The organism is Streptomyces sp. NPDC047085 (assembly GCF_040643735.1).
GTDB lineage: Bacteria > Actinomycetota > Actinomycetes > Streptomycetales > Streptomycetaceae > Streptomyces.
Genome location: NZ_JBEYUW010000002.1, coordinates 693,976 through 716,505, shown reverse-complemented (window position 1 = coordinate 716,505; position 22,530 = coordinate 693,976). Strand labels below are relative to the sequence as shown.

The window sequence follows — 22,530 nt, the reverse complement described above, 5'->3', positions numbered from 1 at the left end:
TCCGGTCGATAGCCTGCTCGGCGATCACGCGTACGCGCGTCCTGGCCGACAGCGAGGTGAGAGCTGCATGTTCACGACCCGGCCCACGCTCCAGGGCACCTTCGGCATGGTGTCCTCCACGCACTGGCTGGCCTCCCAGTCGGCGATGGCGGTCCTGGAGGACGGCGGCAACGCCTTCGACGCGGCCGTCGCCGGGGCGTTCGTCCTGCACGTGGTGGAGCCGCACCTGAACGGGCCCGCCGGCGAGGTGCCGATCCTGCTGGCCCCCGCGGGCGGCGAGGTGCGCGTGCTGTGCGGGCAGGGCGTGGCCCCGGCCGCCGCCACGGTCACGCACTACAAGGGGCTCGGCCTGGATCTCGTACCCGGCACCGGACCGCTCGCGGCCGCCGTGCCCGGCGCCTTCGACGCCTGGCTGCTGCTCCTGCGCGACCACGGCACCAAGTCCCTGGACGACGTGCTGAAGTACGCCATCGGGTACGCCGAACACGGGCACCCACCCGTGGAGAACGTCGGCGCGACCGTGGAGAGCGTGCGGAAGCTGTTCGAGACCGAGTGGACCTCGTCGGCGGAGGTGTACCTGCCCGGCGGCAGGGCACCCCGGCCCGGTGAACTGCTGCGCAACCCCGCCCTCGCCGCCACCTGGAAGCGGCTGCTCGCCGAGACCGGCGGCGCGGGCGGCCGGGAGGCGCGCATCGACGCCGCCCGCGAGGTGTGGCGCTCCGGCTTCATCGCCGAGGCCCTGCTACAGCAGTCCCGGCGGCCCACCCTGGACACCAGCGGCGAACGGCACACCGGCACGCTCACCGAGTCCGACCTGGCCGGCTGGTCGGCGTCGTACGAGACACCGGTGACGTACGACTGGAACGGCTGGACCGTGTGCAAGGCCGGCCCCTGGAGCCAGGGCCCCGCCCTCCTCCAGCAGCTCGCCCTGCTCCCGCCGGAACTGCCCGCCCCCGGCACGGCCGACTACGTCCACCTGCTGATCGAGGGCTGCAAACTCGCCATGGCCGACCGCGAGGCCTGGTACGGCGACGCCGCCGAGGTGCCTCTCGCCGAGCTGTTGTCGGACGGCTACAACGCCGCGCGGCGCGCCCTCGTCGGTGCCGAGGCGTCGTACGAGCTGCGCCCGGGCGGCCCCGGCGGACGCGTCCCGCGGCTGCCCGCGCAGGCACACGCGCGCGTGGACACCGGCGACGAGGCCGGCTTCAACCCGATGGGTGTGGACTCGATAGGTGTGGGCTCGATGGGCGTGGGCGAGCCGACCGTCGCCGAGCCCCGGGTCGCCGCCGACGGCACCACCCGCGGCGACACCTGCCACCTCGACGTCGTCGACCGCTGGGGCAACATGATCGCGGCCACGCCCAGCGGCGGCTGGCTCCAGTCCAACCCGGTGGTCCCGGAGCTGGGCTTCCCGCTCGGCACCCGGCTGCAGATGACCTGGCTGGAGGAGGGCCTGCCCAACTCCCTCACCCCGGGCCGCCGCCCCCGCACCACCCTCACCCCGTCTCTCGCCCTGCGCGACGGCGTTCCGGTGCTGGCGTTCGGCACCCCCGGCGGCGATCAGCAGGACCAGTGGCAGCTGCACTTCTTCCTCGCTGCCGCCCTGCGCGCCCCGGTCCGCGGCGGCCTCGATCTCCAGGGCGCCGTGGACGCCCCGAACTGGCACAACGACAGCTTCCCCAGCTCCTTCTACCCGCGCGGCCGCCGCCCCGGCAGCGTGACCGTCGAGTCCCGCATGCCGGCGGACGTGATCGAGGAACTGCGCCGCCGCGGCCACGACGTCACCGTCGGCCCCGCCTGGTCGGAAGGCCGGCTGTGCGCGGTGGCCCGGGACCCGGACACCGGCATCCTGTCGGCCGCGGCCAACCCCCGGGGGATGCAGGGCTACGCAGTAGGCCGCTGACAACCCGGCCCCCACGCCTGGCCGACCAAAACCCCGGCCCGCCCCGGCGACTCCAGCCCTGCCCCATACCTGGGGACCCGGGATCGGGCCCGCACCTGGCGACTACGGCTCCGGCCGGCACCTGGCGACCCGGGATCCGGCCACACGGGCGACTCCGGCCTTGTCCCGCCCCGGGCGACCCGGACCCCGGCCCGCACTGGCAACTCCGGCCCTGGCCCGCCCCCGGCGACTCGGGCTCCCGCCCGCCCGCCGGCGACCCGGGTTGGCATCCGGACGCACCGGCGACTCCGGCCTTGTCTCGCCCATGGCGACCTGCGTTCCGGCCCGCACCCCGTGACCCGGGCTCCACCCCCCGGCGACTCCGACCTTGGCCCGCACCGGGCGACGCGGGCCCCGGCCCGCACTGGCGACTACGGCTTCCCGCCCACGGCGACCCGAGATCTGGCCCGCACCCGGCGAAGCGGGCTTCGGCCGCCCGCGGCGACTCCGGCTCCGACCGGCACCCGGCGACCCGGGATCCGGCCGGCGCCTCGTGACCCGGGCTCCACCCCCCGGCGACTCCGACCTTGGCCCGCACCGGGCGACGCGGGCCCCGGCCCGCACTGGCGACTACGGCCTTCCCGCCCACGGCGACCCGAGATCTGGCCCGCACCCGGCGAAGCGGGCTTCGGCCGCCCGCGGCGACTCCGGCTCCGACCGGCACCCGGCGACCCGGGATCCGGCCCGCACCTCGTGACCCGGGCTCCAACCCGCCCCCGGCGACCCCGGCCCAGGCCCGCCCCCGGCGGCCCCGGCCCAGGCCCGCACCCGGCCCCTGGTTTTCATCCCGATTCCATCCGTCGTCCACCGCACAGGCGGGGATTGTCAGACGGGCGTGGTCTCATGGAGGCATGATCGACGACACCGAGACGTGGAGGTCCCCCCTGGACGAGGTCCTTGGGGGAGAGTTCCTCGCCCGCCACTCGGCAGATGTGGAAGAGGCGGTCCGCAAGGCGGCCGCGACCGAGATCCTGCCCCGCTTCCGCAGCCTCGCCGCGCACGAGGTGGACCAGAAGAGCGGACCGCACGACCTGGTGACGGACGCCGACCGGCTCGCCGAGCGGCAGCTGACCGAGACCCTGGGCGCCCTGCTGCCCGGCTCGGTCGTGGTCGGCGAGGAGGCGGTGCACGCCAACCCGGCCACGTACGACGCGATCCAGGGTGACGCCCCGGTCTGGATCATCGACCCGGTCGACGGCACCCGGCAGTTCGTGCACGGCGACGACGGCTTCTGCACCCTCGTCGCGCTCGCGTACCGAGGCTCCGTCATCGCCTCCTGGACCTACGCCCCCGCCCGCGACCAGTTCGCCACGGCCGTGCGCGGACAGGGCGCCTTCCTCGACGGGGAGCGCCTGTTCGCCGGCCCGCCCGCGCCCGGCCGGGACCTCCGTGTCGCCACCTCCCACCCCGACTTCACCACCGACGAGCAGAAGCGCGCGCTGCGCGCCCTGTGGACCGACGGCATTGCCCCGCGCCCCTGCGGGTCGGCCGGACTGGAGTATCTCGCCATAGCCCGGGGCGAGTTGGACGCCGTCGCGTTCAGCTGGGAAGCCGCCTGGGATCACGCGGCGGGCCTGCTGCTGGTCCAGGAGGCGGGCGGCGCCGACCTCACCATGACCGGTGAACCGTTCCGCATCACGGGCGGCAACACGCTGCCCTTCACCGCCGCCCGGGACGCCGCCACCGCCCGCCGCGTCGCCGAGGTGCTCCGCACGGCCGTCTGAGGCACCCGGCCCGGGGACTGTCGGTCCCCCGGCATATCCTGATCCCCAGTGGCCATCGGCTGACGAGGGGGTCCGAAGGTGCCGTCGATGCTCGATGCGGTCGTGGTGGGTGCGGGGCCGAACGGACTGACGGCCGCCGTGGAGCTGGCCCGCCGCGGGTTCTCCGTCGCCCTGTTCGAGGCGCGCTCCACCGTCGGCGGCGGCGCCCGCACCGAGGGGCTCACCCTGCCCGGCTTCCGGCACGACCCGTGCTCGGCCGCCCACCCCCTCGGCGTCAACTCTCCCGCGTTCCGTGCCCTTCCCCTGGAGCGCTACGGCCTGGAGTGGCTGCACCCCGACCTGCCCATGGCGCACCCCTTCCCGGACGGCAGCGCAGCCGTGCTGGCCCGCTCCGTCGCCGAGACGGCCGCCTCCTTCGGCCCGCGCGACGCGGGCGCCTACCGCAGACTGGTCGCGCCGTTCCTGCCCAGGTGGGACGCCCTCGCCCGGGACTTCATGTCCCTGCCGCTGACCGCGCTGCCCCGCGACCCGGTCACCCTCGCCCGCTTCGGGCTGGCCGGACTCCCGCCCTCCACTCTGCTGACCAGCCGCTTCCACGACGAGCGGTTCAAGGCCCTCTTCTCCGGCCTGGTCGCCCACGTCATGGCCCCGCTCAGCGGCTTCGCCACCAGCGCCGTCGGCCTGGTCTTCGCCCTGGCCGCGCACGCCCGCGGCTGGCCCGTGGCCCGCGGCGGCTCCCAGGCCATCTCCGACGCCCTCGCCGCCTACCTCAGGGATCTCGGCGGCCAGATCCACACCGACTACGAGGTCAAGCGCCTGGACGACCTGCCGCCCGCGCGCGCCTACGTCTTCGACACCTCGCCCACCGCGCTCGCCCGCATCGCCGGCTTCGGCGGTCACTACGACCGCTACCGCTACGGCGCCGGCGTCTTCAAGATCGACTACGCGCTGGACGGGCCCGTCCCGTGGACCGCGCCGGAGGCCCGCGTCGCCGGCACCGTGCAGATCGGCGCCAACCGCGCGGAGATCGGCCGGGCCCTGCGCGCCGCCTCCCGCGAGGGCCGCGCCCCCGACCGGCCGTTCCTGATCACCGTGCAGCCCAGCGTCGTCGACCCCACCCGGGCACCGGAGGGCAAGCACGTCTTCTGGGCGTACGGCCACGTCCCCAACGGCTGGACGGGCGACCTCACCGACGCCATGGAACGCCAGCTGGAGCGCTACGCGCCCGGCTTCCGCGACCGCGTCCTCGCCCGCGCCACGGCCGGCCCGGCCGAGGTCGCCGCCCGCAACGCCAACTACGTGGGCGGGGACATCGGCTGCGGCGCGGCCTCCGGGCTCCAGCTCCTCCTGCGCCCCAGACTGTCCCTGTTCCCGTACCGCACCCCCCACCCGGCGGTCTTCATCTGCTCCTCCGCCACCCCGCCGGGCCCCGGTGTGCACGGGATGTCGGGGCACAACGCGGCCAAGGCCGTCTGGAGAAGACTGAGGCAGGCATGACCACCATCACCCTCGTCCAGGGCGACATCACCCGGCAGAGCGCCGACGCCATCGTGAACGCGGCCAACTCCTCCCTGCTGGGCGGCGGAGGCGTCGACGGCGCCATCCACCGGCGCGGCGGCCCCGCGATCCTGGAGGACTGCCGTGCCCTGCGCGCCTCCCACTACGGCAAGGGCCTGCCCACCGGCCAGGCGGTCGCCACCACGGCGGGCGACCTGGACGCCCGCTGGGTGATCCACACCGTGGGCCCGGTCTGGTCCGCCTCCGAGGACCGCTCCGACCTGCTGGCCTCCTGCTACCGGGAATCCCTCCGCGTCGCCGACGAACTGGGCGCCCGTACCGTCGCCTTCCCGGCCATCTCCACCGGCGTGTACCGCTACCCGATGGAGGACGCGGCCCGCATCGCCGTGGAGACGGTACGAACCGCGAAGACGGAGGTCGAGGAGGTCAGGTTCGTCCTCTTTGACGAGCGGGCGTACGAGGCGTTCGCCGCGCAGCTCCGCTGACGGACTTCCTCTTCCTGCGCTGCGATCTGGAACTGGTGGACCGGGTGCCCTGCAGTGCGCGCTCGCCGGGATCCTGGCCTCGCTGCTGGGCGGGCGATGCGCCGCCGCGCTCCCCGCGGCCGGGGGGCCGCGCCAGGACACGGCCGTACCGGAGCCGGAGGCGTCCAGGTGAGCGAACCCACCCGGGGGACCCGGTCAGAAGATGCTGTAGAACGCCACCCTGGCGAAGGCGAGGCAGCACAGCGCACCCACGTAGCGGGCGACGAGCCTCAGGATCACCTCGAAGAGCGCGAACGTCTCACGAACCCGGAAGAGGTCCTCCGGGTCGTAGACGACGTGGATACCCGCCGTCTTCCGCTTGAACCGGCGGGAGTACGCGGAGCCGTCGGCCCCCGTGTAGGTGTACAGCGCACCCTCTCGCGTCACGTTCGTACCGGCGTTCCGTACGGCTCGGACGGTGATGCCGCGACGGGCCAGCACCACCCGGTCGAACGTCGCGATCGCGGCGGTGATGAGGTTGAGCAGGCCGATCAGCGCGCACACCCCCGCGATCAGCGCGAGGACCACGCCACCGACGCCGTGAGCCGCGCCGGCCCAGATCACGAAGCCGATGTATCCGAGCGCGACGGCGGCGAGGAGGAGACCGATCCACCGGAGCGCCGGATCGGCCGGCGTGGCCTCGGTACGGACCAGCGTGCTGCCGTCCGCCTCCCTTTCGTCGGGCAGACCGTCGTTGACAGCGGCGACGAAGGCGGCGGTGGCCGTCGGGTTGCCGCCCTCGACGCGGTGGGTCACGCCGTCGGTCAGGACGACTTCCACGACCCGCTCGCCGCCGACACGCGCTTCCTGTATGGCCGCCAGGGGGATTTCCGTACGCTCCCGGCCCCGCAGGATGCGGATCCGGTCGGCCTCGAGCTCGGCGGACACTCCACGTCCGTTGAGTATCTGGGAAGAAGGCATGCCCAGTGGACCATCGGCGCACAAGATGGGTTGTGCGGGGGTGGGAAGTAGGCTTGGCGATCTTCACGGGAGACCGGCCCGTGAGCGGTGAAGGGGGACACATGAGCGGCGACTGGCGTGCGGACCGGATCGGAGCCGCCCTGCGCGGCGAGAACCCGACCGTGCTGCGCCGGCTCGGGGCGGGATTCGCCGTGATCGGCGACGTGCAGTTCCTGCCCGGCTACTCGGTGCTCCTCGCGGACGAACCGGGCGTGCAGCGGCTGTCCGACCTGCCCAGGGCCAAGCGGCTGGCGTTCCTGTCCGACATGGACCGGCTCGGCGAAGCCGTGGAACGGGCCTGCCGCCGCCTCGACCCCGCGTTCCGCCGGGTCAACCTGGAGATCCTCGGCAACACGGACCCGTTCCTGCACGCCCACGTCTGGCCCCGCTACGAGTGGGAGCCGGCCGAGCTGGTCGCCCTGCCGGTCTGGCTGTATCCGCGGGACAGCTGGAGCGACGAACGGCACGCCCTGGGCCCGCGCCACGACGAGCTGCGGCAGGCGATCGCGGCGGAACTCGACAGGCACCCGGCCGGGGCGTGAACCCCTGGCCGACGGGGGAGCGGCACGCGCATGGCATCATCGGCCGGAGCACGACCGCAGCCGCACCCTGGAGTCCGATGAACGCCGCCCTCACCGCCCCGCCGGCGGTCGGCACCTCCCTGCTGGACGACTTCTCCCTGGAGATGACCGGCAAGGACGTGCCGAAACTGGAGGAGGCGCGCGACAGCATCCCCCGGGGCACGCGGATCAACGTCACCTTCCTCGCGGGCGAGGACCTCGGCATGCGGCTGGCCGCCGCCCGCGCGGTCAAGCGGCTCGGTTTCGTCCCCGTGCCGCACATCTCCGCCCGCCGGCTGCCCTCGCGGGACCACCTGGAGGAGTTCCTGGCCGGGCTCGCTGCCGACGGCACCGCCGAGAACGTGTTCGTGGTCGGCGGCGACCCCGCCCGCCCCGAGGGCCCCTACGCGGACGCGCTCTCCGTCATCCGTACCGGGCTGCTCCAGCGCCACGGCGTCCGGCACATCGGCGTCAGCGGCTACCCGGAGGGGCACCCCGCCATCACCGACCGCACGCTGTGGTCGGCGCTCACCGACAAGACCGCGGCCCTCGGCGCCGAGGATCTCGCGGGCGACGTGATCACCCAGTTCGGCTTCGACGTCGACCCGGTCCTCGCCTGGCTGGAGGCCGCCCGCGCCCGCGGGGTGCACCTGCCCGTCCGCATAGGCGTGCCCGGCCCGGCCGGTGTGCGCCGGCTGCTCGGTTACGCCGCCCGCTTCGGCGTCGCCACCAGCGCGTCCGTCGCCCGCAAGTACGGCTTCTCGCTGACGAACCTCATGGGTACGACCGGCCCGGACCGCTTCCTGCACGCGCTCGCCGACCGCTACGACCCGGCGCGGCACGGCGTCGTGAAGGTGCACTTCTACACCTTCGGCGGGCTGCGGACGACCGCGGAGTGGGCCGCCCGCTTCCGGCGGGGAGAGCGAGAAGGCTGACGGGCCGTCCCCCGCTGTCCGATATTTCGACGGCGTGCCGGTGGGTCGGTGGCCGTATCTGATCGGCGGGCCCGCGATCCCGGCCGGGGCCCCGGGACCGCCAACCGCCCTGCTCGCTGCTCTTGCGCTGCTCATGCCAGGGCTCTATAACGTCTCCTGCAGGTATCGGCGGGGATGGCCGGAAATGGCAGGTGCCGCCGACCAGGGGGATCCTCGACTCCGCCGCGATCGGCATCAATTGCCCGCAGACCGACGGAGACCGAACCATGACCGACGACGCCTATCGCGCTGCCCTGACCCGGCTGGCCGTCGACCCGGACTTCCGGGCCGAACTCGACGGCGACACCGACGAGGTGGCACGAAGACTGGGCCTGACCCCCGCGCAGGTCACCGAACTCCGCTCCCTCCGTGTCGAGTCCGGCACCGACGGGGGACCGGCCGCACTCGACCCCCGCCTGTCCAAGTCCTCCCTGTTCTTCGGCAGCGCGGCGCATGCGCTGGCGCACCACGACGTCACGGCCGACCACGCCGCTCCCGCGGATCACGTCGCCGCCGACCACCCCTCGGACCTGGCCGCTCCTGCCGAGGGCCACGAGGGCGTCGGCGGCCTCGACACCGCGTCGGCCGACTCCCACAGTCTGCTCGGCGGCCCGCTGCTGGACCGTTCTCCGGCCGAAGCGCCGGGCGGACCGGGCGAGTTCGGTGACTTCGGTGACTTCGGCGGGTTCGGCGAGTACGGCCACGAGGGCGCGGGCAACGAGGGCGCGGGCGCGGACCTCGGCGGGTTCGGCGGGGGTACCGAAGGGGACTTCGGCGGGTTCGGCGGCGGTGCCGACGGCGGGTTCGGCGGGATTGGCGGTGCCGACGGTGGGTTCGGCGGTGCCGATGGTGGGTTCGGTGACGGCGGCCTGGGCGCCGGTGGGTTCGGTGAGGGCGGCTTCGGTGAGGGCGGCCTGGGCACGGGCGGCTTCGGCGACGGTGGCTTCGGTGAAGGCGGCTTCGGCGGCGGCTTCGGTGACGGCGGTGCCGGTTCCGGTGGTGGGTTCGGCGACCTCGGAGGGCACGGCGGCTTCGGCGGTGCCGGTGGGGACGGTGGCTTCGGCGGCGTAGGCGGGGAAGGCGGCGACGCCGGCCACTTCGGCCACGGAGGCATCTACGACCGCGACGGCGGCGACGGCGGCGGTGACAGCGGAGGCGGCGCTGGCGGCGGTGGTGGTGAGGGCGGCGGTGACCCGGAGAACACCAATCGTCCGAGTGGCGGTGGTGGCCATGGCGGCGGTGAGGGTGGCGGCGGCGGCGAAGGCGGCGGTGACCCGGAGAACACCAATCGTCCCAGCGGTGGCGGTGGCCATGGTGGTGGTGAGGGTGGCGGTGGCGGCGAAGGCGGCGGTGACCCGGAGAACACCAACCGTCCCAGCGGCGGTGGTGGCCATGGTGGTGGTGAGGGTGGCGGTGGCGGCGGTGAGGGCGGCGGCGATCCGGAGAACACCAACCGTCCCAGCGGCGGCGGTGGCCACGGTGGTGAGGGCGGTGGCGGCGGCGAAGGCGGCGGTGACCCGGAGAACACCAACCGTCCCAGCGGTGGCGGTGGCCATGGCGGCGGTGATGGTGGGGGCGACGGAAACGGCGGAGGCAGCCAGGAGAACGTCGGTCGGCGTCCCGGCGGTTTCGGTGAGCCCGGCGGTGGCAACCGCATCATCGTCCAGGGCGGCCTGCCCGCCTCGGGTGAGGGTGGCAGCAGTGATCACATCATCGTCCAGGGCGGCCTGCCCGCCTCGGGCGAGGGTGACAGCGGTGATCACATCATCGTCCAGGGTGGCTTGACCGCCTCCGGCCTCGGAAACGCCGCCACGCACCTTCCGGACTCCGGCCCCGCCGCGGAAGGCGACGCAGGCTTCGACGGCGGAACGTTCGCCAGCGGTTCCGGGGCGGGCTGAGCCACCGCATGCTCTGCCATGTCTGCCGCGTCCACCTGCGGCGCGACTTCCCGTACTGCCTGCACTGCGGCACCCCGCGCCGGGGTGCCGCGCCGACGTCGTACACCGCGCCCCAACTGCGCGGCCTCGACGACCCCACGCTGCTCGTCCCGCTGACCGGCCCCGTCACCACGCTGGGCCGGGGCGAGGACAACGACGTGATCCTGTCCGACGGCAGCGTCTCTCGCCGCCACGCCCGTGTCGTCCGCACCGCCGAGGGCTTCCGGATCGAGGACCTGGACTCCTTCAACGGCACCGCGGTCGCCGGCGTCGACCTGCACGGCGGAGCCGCCCAGCTGGCCGACGGCACCGAGCTGTCCGTGGGCGACGTACGCCTGGTGTTCGAGCAGCCCCGCGACGCCCGGATCGGCTCCCGCACGATGGTCGTCGGCACCCAGCTGACCCAACTGCCCACCGCCGCACAGGAAGAGGAGGCCCCGGAGGCGGGCGGTCCGCTCACCGCACGCCCCCGCCGCCGTTCGGGCTGGGCCCTCAAGCAGATTCCCACCGAACGCGGCGCACCCCGCTGGGTGCTCAGCAGCACCCGCACCGGCCGCTATCTGGAACTGGACGAGCGCCAGGTCTTCCTGTGGCACGCGGTCGACGGCGAGAACACCGTACGGGACCTGCTGTTCGCCTACGCCGAGCGCTACGGCGAACTCGCCCTGCCCCGCATCGAGTCCGCGCTGGCCGCGTTCGCGGACGCCGGCCTGCTGCGCGGTCTGCCCGGCAGGCCGGAGGAGGAACGGCCGAAAGGCTGGCGCCGGGCGGCGCGTGCCGTGTACCGGGCGCTGCTCAAGCTGGAGGTGTCCGTCCCCGGCCTCGACCGGCTGGTGACCCGGCTCTACCAGGCTTTCGGCTGGCGGCTGTTCACCCGGGCCGGGGTGCTGCTGGCCTGGCTGTCGGTGGCCGGTGGCCTCGTCGCGTTCTTCGCCGCCCAGCACCGGCAGCACCTGCTGGACTTCGGCGGTGCGGGCGTGTGGGGCCCGGTCCTGCTCGTCGCCGGATACGTGACGGCCCTGCTCGTCCACGAGCTGACGCACGCGCTGGCCGTGAAGTCGTACGGCCGCAAGGTCCGGCGCGGCGGGTTCCTGCTGATGATGGGCATGCCGTTCGCGTTCGTGGACACCAGCGACATGTGGTTCGGCACCCGCTGGTCACGGGTCGTGGTGGCCCTGTCGGGGCCGCTGTCCACGGCGGCGCTGGCCGGCTGGTGCGCCGGCGGCGCGGCCCTGCTGCCCGCCGGACCCGCCTCGGCCGTCCTCTACCACCTCGCCTTCGGCCTCTACCTGAACACCCTCTACAACTTCAACCCGCTGATGCCGCTGGACGGTTACCAGGCGCTGACCGACGCCCTGCGCGTGCCCCGGCTGCGCGAGGAGGCCAGTGCCTACTTCCGTACGGGCCTGTGGCGCGACCTGCGCGCGGGCAACCGGCCGGGGCCGCGCCAGGCGGGCATGGCCGCCTACGGCCTCGCGGTCGTCGTGGGCACCTACGGCTTCCTCGCCCTCGCCCTGCTGGCCTGGCGCTCCCGGATCGGCGATCTGCTCGAAGGCCGGCTGGCCGAGCCGTGGACGACGGTGATCGAGGCGGCCGTGGTCGCCCTGGTGGCGTTCCCGGTGTGGTCCGCGCCCGTGCGCTGGCTGCTGCGCCGGGTACGGCGCCGGCGGGACGCGCAGGACATGGCACCGGGCGGCGGGCTCACCGCGCCCGTGGAGGGGACGGCATGACCGAGGACACGCACACCGACGACGGCTGGGCCGTACCCGGCTTCGAAGCCGTCCGCACGCTCGGCGAGGGGGCCGGAGGCCGGGTCGTCCTCGCCCGGCACACCGCGACCGGCGTGCCCGTCGCGGTCAAGTACCTGAGTGAACGCCTGCGCGCGGACCGGGAGTTCCTCGCCCGCTTCCGGGCCGAGGCCCGGCTGCTCGGCGAGCTGCGGCACCCGTGCGTGGTACGGCTGTACGAGTACGTCGAGGCACGCGCCGGAGCCGCGATCGTGATGGAGGCGGTGGACGGCGTCAGCCTGCGCCACCTGCTGCGCCGGCACGGGGCGACCGGCCCCGAGGCCGCGCTCGTCCTGCTCAAGGGCTCCCTGCTCGGGCTGGGCGCGGCCCATGCGGCCGGGGTCGTGCACCGCGACTACAAGCCGGAGAACGTCCTGGTCCGCGCCGACGGCACCAGCGCGCTGGCCGACTTCGGCATCGCGGTACGCAGCGGCCGGGAGACCGAGGCCGCCGGCACCCCCGCCTACATGGCGCCCGAGCAGTGGAACGGGGAGGCTGCCGGCCCGGCCGCCGACGTGTACGCGGCGTCCGTGGTGTTCTTCGAGTGCCTGACCGGACGGCGTCCGTTCCCCGGCGACGACCTGACCGCGCTGCGCCTGCAGCACCTGCGCGCACCCGCCCCGCTGGACGACGTACCCGCGCCGGTGCGCGGGCTGCTGCGCGCGGGCCTGGCGAAGGACCCGGCGGACCGGCCCGGCGTCGAGGCGTTCCTCGCCGACCTGGAACGGTCCGCCACGGAGGGCTACGGCGCGGGCTGGGAGGAGCGCGGCCGGCGTCGGCTGGCCGAACTCGCCTCTCTGCTCGCCCTGTTGTTCCCGTTCACCACGACCGCGACGCTCGAAGGCTCGGCCAGCGCGCTGACCCTGCTGGGCCGGCTGAAGCGCGGCGGATGGAAGGCGGCGACCGGCGCGGTGGCCGCGCTGGTGGTCGTCACGGGCGGGGCGACGTACGCGACGGGCCGCCCGCACGAGACGGCGACGACGGTGGCGAGTTCGACCCCGACACCGGTCGACTCGCCCACGACACCCGGTGCTTCGCCCTCCCCGTCCACCTCGCCGAGCAGCCTCCCGCCCACGACCGACACCACACCCTCGGCCACTCCCTCGGACAGCCCGCCGTCCTCGCCCACACCGTCCACGGAGACGACGGCACCGTCCGGCACCCCGACCGGCGCGTCCCCCAGCGCGGCTGGCCCCGGCACGATCACCATCACCATCGGCTCGTGGCAGCGCGGGCAGAAGCCGGGCACGCTCGTCGCGGCGGTGACCGTCGAGACGACCGGCACCGGTCCGCTGACCGTCACCGCGAACTACTACGTCGACACACCCGCCGACCCGTACGGCTCCCAGTCCCAGCCCCTGTCCGGGAGCACCCGCTACGACCTGACCTTCGAGGCGGACTTCTCCAACCACCCCTGCCGGGGGACCTGGGACGTCACGCTCAGCAGCGATCCGGCGGCCGCCGACGGCCCCCAGACGGCCTCCCTGGACGCCCCGCCGTGCTGAACACCGGCCTGAACACCGGCCTGAACATCGTCCGACGAGAACGGATCGACATGACCACAGCCACCACAGTGGCCGGCCGGCCCCTGTCCGGCTGGTCACGGGACACACGCTTCGGCACCTGGCACGCCCTGCTCCCGGACCCTCCCGGCGAGCCCGTGCTCGGCGCGCTGCGCATCGACCCGGCCCTGCTCGGGCCCGAGGGCACGCGCGAGCGCCTGGCGGCCGTGGTGCTCGCCACGGCGAAACTCCGGCTGCCCGGGCTGCTCGGCACGGTCGACCTCGTGGCCGAAGCCGGCGAGGTCTGGCTGCTCACGGCCCGACCGCCGGCCCCCGTGCTCGCCGACGTCCTGTCCGCCGACGGCCCCCGACCGGACGCGGGCAGCGTGGCGAGCGTCCTCAACGAGACCGCACAGACCCTGCTGGCCCTGCACACGGCGGGCCTGACCCACGGCTCGCTCGACCCGGACACCGTGGTCCTCGCCCCGGACGGCGTCGCCCTGCTGACCGAGGCGGGGCTGGGCTCGGTGCTGGGCGACGCGCCGCGGGCCGACCGCCAGGCAGCCGACATCGCCGCCTGGGCCGCCCTGGCCCGCACCCTCGGCACCGCCTGGGCGCAGGCCGGAACCCCCGCGGCGGACCTCTTCGCCCACTGCTCCGCCACCGCCGAGTCCGAGGGGCTGGCGGCGGCCCGGGCCGCGCTGGTGGCCGGGCGCGCGGCACTCCCGGCGGACTTCCTGCGCCGTACGGCACTGCGGGCGGCGGTGGCGGCGTCGACCCCGGAATTCACCCAAGGGCAGTCCGACCAAGGGCCGACGGCACCGGCAGACCGCGCCGAAGCCGCCCCCGAGCGCCCCGCCCCACCCGAGGACCGCCGCCCGGCACCGACCACAGCGGCCCCCACCGAACACCCCACCGAACGCCCTGCCGCCGCCCCCGCCCCCGGCACGGCGGCCCCGGACCAGCGGGCCGCCGCGCACTCCTCAGCCGCCGCCGATCAGCTCACCACGCCCGGCCGCGCCCAGCGTGCCGCGCCGGACGCCCAGGCCACCGTCCTCGGCAAGCGCAACCGTGTCACCTCACCCACGGCACCGGCCGGTGAAGACTCCGGCGAGATCCTGCTCCGCTTCGGGCCCGGGGTTCCCGTCGACGAGCAGGACGCCCTGTGTGCCCAGTGGCGCACGGAAGCCGCGGTACCCGCACAGCAGCGCCCGCGCCGCAGACGCCGGGGCTGGATCATCACCACGGCTGTCGTGGCGACAGCCGCGATCCTGCTCTGGCTGCTGCTGCGCCCCGGCTCCGCGCCCGCGGTCGTCGCCGTCCAGGTCCAGGCCCCCGCGGGGACGTTGCACTGCGGTCAGACCGCCGACATGGTCGGTGTCGTCACCACCGACGGCCACGGCGGCCCGGTCACCTACCAGTGGCTGCGCGGGGACGGCCAGACCTCGGGCGAGCTGGTCCGCACCGCCCACCGAGGTGAGCGCCGGCTCACGGTGCACCTGCGCTGGACCGTCCGCGGTCCCGGCCGCTTCCGGGGCACCGCCCGGCTGCTGATCGCGCACCAGCGGTCCCCGAGGGAGGCGAAGGCGACCTTCAGCTACGCCTGCCCCTGAGGGGCGGCCTTCACCGGGGCCCTGGCCACCCCCAGGTACGTGTCGGATTCTCGCCAGCGAACGGCCCCCGCGGTGGCCGATCCTGGACGCATGCAGACAGGGATGCACCTCGACCGGGAGCACTGCGTACGCGCCGTGCAGTCCAAGGACGCACGGTTCGACGGGTGGTTCTTCACGGCCGTCCTGACCACCCGCATCTACTGCCGGCCCAGCTGCCCGGTCGTACCGCCCAAGCCCGAGAACATGACGTTCTACCCGAGCGCCGCCGCCTGCCAGCAGGCCGGTTTCCGGGCCTGCAAGCGCTGCCGCCCGGACACCAGCCCCGGCTCCCCGGAGTGGAACCAGCGCGCCGACCTGGTGGCCCGGGCCATGCGGCTGATCGCCGACGGCGTCGTGGACCGCGAGGGCGTACCCGGACTCGCCTCCCGGCTCGGCTACAGCACCCGGCAGGTGGAGCGGCAACTGCTCGCCGAGCTGGGCGCCGGCCCCCTCGCGCTCGCCCGCGCCCAGCGCGCCGAGACCGCCCGCCTCCTCGTCGAGACGACCCCGCTGCCCATGGCGGAGATCGCCTTCGCGGCCGGCTTCTCCTCCATCCGCACCTTTAACGACACGGTCCGCGAGGTCTTCGCCCTGTCCCCGAGCGAGCTGCGCTCCAGGGTGCCGAAGAACAGGGCGAGTACCGGGGGCAGCACCTCCGGAACCCTCGCGCTGCGACTGCCGTTCCGCGCCCCGCTGAACCCCGACAACCTCTTCGGCCACCTGGCCGCCACGGCCGTACCCGGCGTCGAGGAGTGGCGGGACGGCGCGTACCGGCGCACGCTGCGCCTGCCGTACGGACACGGAATCGTCGCCCTCACCCCGAAACCCGACCACATCGCCTGCCGCCTCACCCTGAGTGACCTGCGCGACCTGACCGTGGCCATCAGCCGCTGCAGGCGCATGCTCGACCTGGACGCCGACCCCGTCGCGGTCGACGACCACTTGCGCACGGACCCGTTCCTCGCGCCCCTGGTCGACAAGGCCCCGGGCCGCCGGGTGCCGCGCACGGTCGACGAAGCCGAGTTCGCCGTACGGGCGGTACTCGGGCAGCAGGTCTCCACGGCCGCCGCCCGCACCCACGCGGCCCGCCTGGTCACGGCCCACGGCAAGCCCCTGGACGACTCCGAGGGCGGCCTCACCCACCTGTTCCCGTCCCCCGAGGCACTGGCCGCCGTGGACCCCGAGACCCTCGCCATGCCCCGCACCCGGCGCACCACCTTCACCACCCTCGTCCGCCAACTCGCCGACGGCACCCTCCACCTGGGCGTGGAGTCCGACTGGGCGGAAGCCCGCGCGCGCCTCCTCGACCTGCCCGGCTTCGGCCCCTGGACGGTCGACGTCATCGCCATGCGCGCCCTCGGCGACCCCGACGCCTTCCTCGCCACCGACCTCGGAATCCGGCGCGCCGCAGGGGAGTTGGGCCTGCCCGCCACCCCGGCCGCGCTCACCGCCCGCGCCGAGGCCTGGCGCCCCTGGCGGGCCTACGCGGTCCAGTACCTGTGGGCGACCGACAGCCACCCGATCAACTTCCTGCCCGTGTAAGGACGTTCGAGAGGACGTTCGAGAGGATCTTCGTGATGAAGCAGCACACCGTCATCGACAGCCCCTACGGCCCGCTCACCCTCGTCGCCGACGACGGCGTCCTGTGCGGCCTCTACATGACCGACCAGCGCCACCGGCCGGCCGAGGAGACCTTCGGCGGGCTCGACGACACCCCCTTCGCCGAGGCCGAAGAACAGTTGTCGGCCTACTTCGCGGGCGAGTTGAAGGAGTTCACCCTCGAACTGCGCCTGGACGGAACCCCGTTCCAGCGCAGCGTCTGGGAGCAGCTGACCCGCATCCCGTACGGCGAGACCCGCTCCTACGGCGAACTCGCCGACGCCCTCGGCAACCCCAAGGCCTCCCGCGCGGTCGGCCTCGCCAACGGCAAGAACCCGATCGGCATCATCGTCCCCTGCCACCGCGTCATCGGCGCGAGCGGCGACCTCACCGGCTACGGCGGCGGCCTGGACCGCAAGCGCCGCCTGCTGGACTTCGAACGGGGAACGGCCCTGTTCTAGCGTCCTACGCCGTCCCGCGCCGCCGCTCCCGGGCGTGCCGGAGACCTGCCGGAGACGCGCCGCACACTGAGGCGGCCCCGCGCCTTCACGCTGCCGCGTTGGCAGTGCTTCGGGGCTGTGAAACGCTGACTCCAGGGCTCAAATGTCCGGCATCTGCACATCGATCTCGAACGGGTGAGGCCGGCTGCCTGTCGGGAGTCCCCTGGTTCCGGACTTCCGTTCGGGAGAAGGAACAGCCATGACGACGACCGATCACGCTCACGACAGCGGCGAGCACGGTGACCCCACCTTGTACCGCACCCCTGCGGACGCCGTCGCCGCGCCCCCGGAGAAGCTCGCCTATGTCGTCGGTTTCGACCCGACCGCACAGCGCGCGGACGCGTTGTTCACCGTCGGCACCGACCCCGAATCCCCCGAATACGGCCGTGTGACCTCCCAGGCCGAGCTGCCCGACCCGGGCAACGAACTGCACCACTTCGGCTGGAACGCCTGCTCGAGCGCGCTGGCGCATGCCGGTCATCATCACGCCGCGCGGCGCTACCTCATCGTCCCAGGACTGCGCTCCTCCCGGCTGCACGTCTTCGACACCGGCCCCGATCCCGCCCACCCGCGCCTGGTCAAGGTGATCGAGCCCGAGGAGCTGGCCGCCAAGGCCGGATACTCGCGTCCGCACACACTCCACTGTGGTCCCGACGGAATGTTCCTCTCCTGCCTGGGCGGCGCGGACGGAGCGGACGGGCCCGGTGGCGTCGCGCTGCTGGACCACGAGAGCTTCGACGTGCTCCGCGCCTGGGAGAGTGACCGCGGACCGCAGCGGCTCGCCTACGACCTCTGGTGGCATCTGCGCCAGAACATCGCTGTGACCAGCGAGTGGGGGACCCCCTCGATGATCGAGGACGGCCTCGTCCCCGAACTGCTTCTGGATCGCCGGTACGGCCACTCACTGCACTTCTGGGAGCTGGACTCCGGCCGGCATCTGCAGCGCGTCGATCTCGGAGACGAGAACCAGATGGTGCTGGAACTGCGCCCCGCGCACGACCCCGAGGCCACGTGGGGATTCACCAACACCGTGGTCGACGTGGAGAACCTGTCGGCGTCGGTGTGGTTGTGGAACCGGGAGGGCGAGGACTTCGTCGTCCGCAAGGTGATCACCGTCGAGGCCGAGCCCGCGCGAACGGAGGACCTGCCCCCGGCTCTGCAGCCGTTCGGCGCCGTGCCCCCGTTGATCACCGACATCGACCTGTCGGTGGACGACCAGTGGCTGTACGTATCCGCCTGGGGAACCGGCGACCTGCTCCAGTACGACGTGAGCGACCCGTTCCATCCCCGGCAGACCGCGTCCGTGCGTCTCGGCGGCATCGTCGGCAGCCGGCCGCACCCCGCCGAGCCGGACACTCCGCTGACGGGCGGAGCCCAGATGGTCGAGCTCAGCCGCGACGGACGGCGCGTGTACCTGACGAATTCCCTGTACGCCGCCTGGGACGCACAGTTCTATCCCGCGGGCATCGACCCGTGGATGGTCAAACTCGACGCCGACACCTCACACGGCGGGCTCTCCGTCGACAGCCACTTCTTCCCGCACGGCCTGGACTTCCTCGGCCTGAGCGTGCACCAGACCCGCCTCCAAGGCGGCGACGCCTCCTCTGATTCGTACTGCTACCGCCGCTGACCGAGGCTAGCGGGTGCTCTCGGCGCTGACCCTGCGCAGCAGCACGCGGTAGTGGTCCCTAGCCGCCCAAGCCCCATCGCACGCCCGCCACAACCCCGAGCACCACGGCAGGCACCACCCACGCCCACCCCATGACCCGCCGCACCGACGGCAGCAGCCACAAGCCCGTCGTCGCACCGGCAGCCCCGATGGTGAGGACACAGGACAGGACGATGCCGGCGTAGGCGTCGTCGTCCCAGGAGCCTGACGGGCGGATGGTCAGGGCGGTCCGGCAGAAGTACGCGGCGATGAGGGTGAGCAGGATCAGTGGTACGGCGAGGACCAGGCGGAGGCCGCCGCGGTCGCTGTGCGGGTCGGAAGGGCGGGTCATCTATCGCCGTCCAGTCGACGAAGTAGCTCGGGCAGCGCCGTGCCGATCGGTTCCCGAACGACCTCGTCGGCGCGGTCGTCGTACGGCGTCGGTTCGGCGTTGACGATGATCAGGCGGGCGCCGTTGTCGGCGGCGACGCCGGCGAGGCCCGCGGCGGGCTGGACCTGGAGGCTGGAGCCGACGGCGATGAAGAGGGTGCAGGCCTTGGTGATGGCGAGGGCCTCGCCGAGGACGACGGGGTCGAGCCGCTGGCCGAACATCACGGTCGCCGATTTCAGGATCCCGCCGCACTCCAGACAGGGCGGATCCTCCTCGCCGGCCTCGACCCGGGCGAGCGCGTCCTCCATCGGCCCGCGGGCGTGGCACTTGGTGCACACCACGCTGCGTGCGGTGCCGTGCAGCTCGAGCACCTTGCGGTCGGGCATGCCGGCGAGCTGGTGGAGGCCGTCCACGTTCTGGGTGATCACCCGTACGGGGATCCCGGACTTCTCGAGCTCGGCGATGGCGAGGTGCGCGGCGTTCGGCTCGGCCTTCAGCGTGCGGTTCTTGCGCCGCATCTGCCATGACCTGCGCCGGATCTCGGGATCGCCCATGTAGTACTCGTACGTCACGAGCTTCTCGGCCTCGGGGTCCCGCCGCCACAGCCCGTTCGGACCGCGGTAGTCGGGGATGCCGGAGTCGGTGGAGATACCGGCGCCGCTGAGGATCGCGACGAGGGGCTTGGTCATGGGCCGAGCGTAGGACGCCTGCCCCTGTGGGGCGAACGGATATTCGGGGCGCCGTCGGGGTGGGGACCCGCCGGGCCGGGGGAACGGGGAGTCGCGGACGGACACCCGGGGGAGGACCATCGAAGTCACGGATGCAAGGTGGTGGCTGATGGGGACGCCGTCGATGCTTTTCAGTGAGAGTCCGGAGGATCCGTTCGCTCTCGGACACGCCGCCTCGGCCGTGTTCGACGATCACGGCACGGTGGTCGGCTGGAGTGCACGCGCAGAGGAGCTGCTGGGCTATACGGCCAAGGAGGCGATCGGGCGGGCGTGGCGGGACGTTCTGCTCGACGCCCGTGATCGGCCTGCCGCGCGGTCCGTCGTCGTGGATGCCGTGAGGACGGGGGGCTGGTTCGGCGTCCTGCCCGTACGGCACCGCGACGGACGGCGTGTGGAGCTGGGTGTCCGCGCCCGTGCGGTCACCCGGGGCGGGGACGGCCGGGAGTGGATCCTGGTCGGCGCCCCTGCCGAGGAGGTCATCGCCTGGCAGCGGGACCGTGCGCTGCTGGACGGCCTCTACCGCCGGTCCCCGATCGGTCTGGTCACCTACGGCCCGGACAGGAGAGTGCTCCGGGTCAACCGCGCGGTCGAAAAGGCGAGCGGCGTCCCGGCCGAGGCGCCGGTGGGCCGTCACCCCCGGGAATTCATGGTCGACGAGGACGCGGGTCCCGCCGATGAGCGGGTACGGCACGTCCTGGAGACCGGCGAGCCGTTGGTCTTCACCGAGCAGTCCGCCCGGGCACGCCACGATCCCGGCCGGGAGCGCATCGTGTCCGTCTCCGCGTTCCGGATGGAGGACCCCTCGGGCCGGGTTCTCGGCGTGGCCGAGACGATCGAGGACGTGACCGACCGTTACCGGGCCCAGCGCAGGCTCGCCCTGCTGAACGAGGCGAGCACCCGGGTCGGAAACTCACTGGACGTGATGCGGACGGCCCGGGAACTGGCCGAGGTGGCCGTCGACGGCCTGGCCGACCACTGCTCCGTGGACCTCCTGAAACCGGTGACGCTGGGTGACGAACCGCCCTCCGGTGTATCAGGTCCGCTGCTCCGCGTGGCCCTCGCGCCCCCGGAGCGCCGGATACCGTTCCACGAGGGCGAGGTGGTCCCGCTCCTCCCGGAGTCCGCACAGGCGCGGTGCCTGGCCGAACGGCGCACGATTCTCGATCGGCAGCTGTCTCTGCGCCCCGAGTGGTACGCCATGGACCGGCGACGGATCGAGGTCGCCGCGGGGCTCGGCGTTCATTCGCTGATCGCGGTGCCCCTCGTGGCGCGCGGCCGCGTACTGGGCGTGGTGAGCCTGTGGCGATCGCGCCATTCCGAGCCCTTCGAGGACGACGACGCCGCGGTGGCCCAGGAGATCTCCTCGCGTGCGGCCGTCTGCATCGACAACGCGCGCCGCTTCACCCAGCAGCAGAGCGCCGCGCTCACGCTCCAGCGCAGCCTGCTGCCGAGCGCGGCGACCGACCTGCCGGCCGTCGAGGTGGCCTGCCGGTACCTCCCGGCGAGCGGCGAACCGGGTATCGGCGGTGACTGGTTCGACGTGATCCCGTTGTCGGGAGCCCGGGTCGCCCTCGTCGTGGGGGACGTCGTCGGCCACGGGATCCACGCCGCGGCCTCGATGGGCCGCCTGCGGGCCGCCGTGCGCACCCTGGCCAGCCTCGACCTCGAACCCGACGAGGTGATGGCCCGGCTGGACGATCTCGTCAGTCTGCTGGCCACCGAGCTGGAGGCGAACGCCGACGGCAACGGCTCGGCGGTCGAGCAGGTGCTCGGCGCCACCTGTCTCTACGCGGTCTACGACCCGGTCTCCCGGCACTGCTCCCTGGCCCGCGCCGGCCACCCGGCACCCCTGGTGGCCACCCCGGACGGCGAGGTGACCGTGCTCGACCCGCCCGCGGGGCCACCGCTCGGGCTGGGCGGACTGCCGTTCGAAACGTACGACCTCGACCTCCCCGAGGGCAGCCTGCTCGCGCTCTACACCAACGGCCTCCTGGAGGCGCGCAGCGGCGACATCGACGCCGCCCTGGACAACCTGAGCGCGTGTCTCGCCCGCTCCACCGATCCGCTGGACCACACCTGCCACGCCGCGATCGACGCACTGCTGCCCGTCGGCCACGTTCCCGCCGACGACATCGCGCTGCTCATCGCCCGTACCCGGGTGCTGCCGCCGGAGAACGTCGCCTCGTGGCAGCTGCCCCTGGAAGCGACCGCCGCTGCCCGTGCGAGGGAGCTGGCCACGGCGAAACTGACCGAATGGGGGCTGGAGGAGCTGGCCTTCACCACCGAGCTGGTCGCCAGCGAGCTCGTCACCAACGCCTACCGGTACGCGCAGGGCCCCGTCACGCTGCGCCTGATCCGTACGCAGTGCCTGATCTGCGAGGTGTCCGACACCAGCCACACCTCCCCTCACCTCAGGCGGGCCCGCAGCACGGACGAGGGCGGACGCGGGCTCTTCCTGGTCGCGCAGCTCACGGAGCGCTGGGGCACCCGTTACACCCACGCCGGCAAGACCGTCTGGACGGAGCAGTCCCTGCCGACCGCATGACCCCGCGACCGGTGGCCGTGGGGTCATGGGGTCGTGGGG

Annotated in this window: 17 protein-coding genes; 13 read left to right on the top strand and 4 right to left on the bottom strand. The window is 73.7% G+C overall.

Annotated elements, in window-relative coordinates; translation table 11 throughout:
• Positions 1-67: 67 nt before the first annotated feature.
• From ABZ865_RS08840 to ABZ865_RS08825, 4 genes are all read left to right on the top strand, one after another.
• Complete coding sequence (locus tag ABZ865_RS08840) at positions 68-1,903, top strand: gamma-glutamyltransferase (protein ID WP_361226082.1); 1,836 nt, start codon at positions 68-70, stop codon at positions 1,901-1,903.
• A gap of 890 nt (positions 1,904-2,793) precedes the next feature.
• Positions 2,794-3,666, top strand: a complete 873-nt coding sequence (locus tag ABZ865_RS08835; RefSeq protein ID WP_361226079.1) for an inositol monophosphatase family protein — start codon at positions 2,794-2,796, stop codon at positions 3,664-3,666.
• A gap of 78 nt (positions 3,667-3,744) precedes the next feature.
• A complete protein-coding gene (locus ABZ865_RS08830; RefSeq protein ID WP_361226076.1) occupies positions 3,745-5,163 on the top strand; it encodes an NAD(P)/FAD-dependent oxidoreductase in 1,419 nt (472 codons plus the stop codon).
• The gene (locus ABZ865_RS08825) at positions 5,160-5,669 is read left to right on the top strand and encodes an O-acetyl-ADP-ribose deacetylase (RefSeq protein ID WP_361226073.1); all 510 of its coding nucleotides are present in this window, start codon (positions 5,160-5,162) and stop codon (positions 5,667-5,669) included. Before ABZ865_RS08830 ends, ABZ865_RS08825 begins: the two co-directional genes overlap by 4 nt.
• 195 nt (positions 5,670-5,864) lie before the next feature.
• Here ABZ865_RS08825 and ABZ865_RS08820 read toward each other — a convergent pair whose 3' ends face one another.
• Positions 5,865-6,596: a hypothetical protein gene (locus tag ABZ865_RS08820; protein ID WP_361226070.1), complete on the bottom strand. Its 732-nt coding sequence runs from the start codon at positions 6,594-6,596 to the stop codon at positions 5,865-5,867.
• A 134-nt stretch (positions 6,597-6,730) separates the two neighbouring features.
• Between ABZ865_RS08820 and ABZ865_RS08815 the strand changes: the two genes are divergently transcribed.
• Entirely contained in the window at positions 6,731-7,210 is a 480-nt protein-coding gene (locus ABZ865_RS08815; protein ID WP_361226067.1) for a diadenosine tetraphosphate hydrolase, read from the top strand.
• Between the two features lie 77 nt (positions 7,211-7,287).
• A complete protein-coding gene (locus ABZ865_RS08810) occupies positions 7,288-8,163 on the top strand; it encodes a methylenetetrahydrofolate reductase (protein ID WP_361226064.1) in 876 nt (291 codons plus the stop codon).
• A gap of 131 nt (positions 8,164-8,294) precedes the next feature.
• Here ABZ865_RS08810 and ABZ865_RS08805 read toward each other — a convergent pair whose 3' ends face one another.
• Entirely contained in the window at positions 8,295-9,965 is a 1,671-nt protein-coding gene (locus ABZ865_RS08805) for a hypothetical protein (RefSeq protein ID WP_361226061.1), read from the bottom strand.
• A 143-nt stretch (positions 9,966-10,108) separates the two neighbouring features.
• Here ABZ865_RS08805 and ABZ865_RS08800 point away from each other — a divergent pair, with 143 nt between their 5' ends.
• From ABZ865_RS08800 to ABZ865_RS08775, 6 genes are all read left to right on the top strand, one after another.
• Entirely contained in the window at positions 10,109-11,869 is a 1,761-nt protein-coding gene (locus ABZ865_RS08800; RefSeq protein WP_361226059.1) for an FHA domain-containing protein, read from the top strand.
• Positions 11,866-13,431 carry a serine/threonine-protein kinase gene (locus ABZ865_RS08795; protein WP_361226056.1) on the top strand — a complete coding sequence of 522 codons (1,566 nt, stop codon included), beginning with the start codon at positions 11,866-11,868 and terminating at the stop codon, positions 13,429-13,431. The genes ABZ865_RS08800 and ABZ865_RS08795 overlap by 4 nt, the downstream gene beginning before the upstream one ends.
• On the top strand, positions 13,425-15,041 hold the full coding sequence (locus tag ABZ865_RS08790) for a hypothetical protein (protein ID WP_361226053.1): 1,617 nt from the start codon (positions 13,425-13,427) through the stop codon (positions 15,039-15,041). Before ABZ865_RS08795 ends, ABZ865_RS08790 begins: the two co-directional genes overlap by 7 nt.
• A gap of 90 nt (positions 15,042-15,131) precedes the next feature.
• Complete coding sequence (locus ABZ865_RS08785; protein ID WP_361226050.1) at positions 15,132-16,622, top strand: AlkA N-terminal domain-containing protein; 1,491 nt, start codon at positions 15,132-15,134, stop codon at positions 16,620-16,622.
• 35 nt (positions 16,623-16,657) lie between these two features.
• Positions 16,658-17,140 (top strand): methylated-DNA--[protein]-cysteine S-methyltransferase, encoded by a 483-nt coding sequence (locus ABZ865_RS08780; RefSeq protein ID WP_361226047.1) that lies wholly within the window; start codon positions 16,658-16,660, stop codon positions 17,138-17,140.
• A 238-nt stretch (positions 17,141-17,378) separates the two neighbouring features.
• The gene (locus ABZ865_RS08775; RefSeq protein ID WP_361226044.1) at positions 17,379-18,809 is read left to right on the top strand and encodes a selenium-binding protein SBP56-related protein; all 1,431 of its coding nucleotides are present in this window, start codon (positions 17,379-17,381) and stop codon (positions 18,807-18,809) included.
• Between the two features lie 58 nt (positions 18,810-18,867).
• Here ABZ865_RS08775 and ABZ865_RS08770 read toward each other — a convergent pair whose 3' ends face one another.
• Complete coding sequence (locus ABZ865_RS08770) at positions 18,868-19,179, bottom strand: hypothetical protein (protein ID WP_361226041.1); 312 nt, start codon at positions 19,177-19,179, stop codon at positions 18,868-18,870.
• Complete coding sequence (locus ABZ865_RS08765; protein ID WP_361226039.1) at positions 19,176-19,907, bottom strand: Sir2 family NAD-dependent protein deacetylase; 732 nt, start codon at positions 19,905-19,907, stop codon at positions 19,176-19,178. The genes ABZ865_RS08770 and ABZ865_RS08765 overlap by 4 nt, the downstream gene beginning before the upstream one ends.
• 163 nt (positions 19,908-20,070) lie before the next feature.
• Between ABZ865_RS08765 and ABZ865_RS08760 the strand changes: the two genes are divergently transcribed.
• A complete protein-coding gene (locus ABZ865_RS08760) occupies positions 20,071-22,491 on the top strand; it encodes a SpoIIE family protein phosphatase (RefSeq protein WP_361226036.1) in 2,421 nt (806 codons plus the stop codon).
• Positions 22,492-22,530 lie beyond the last annotated feature (39 nt).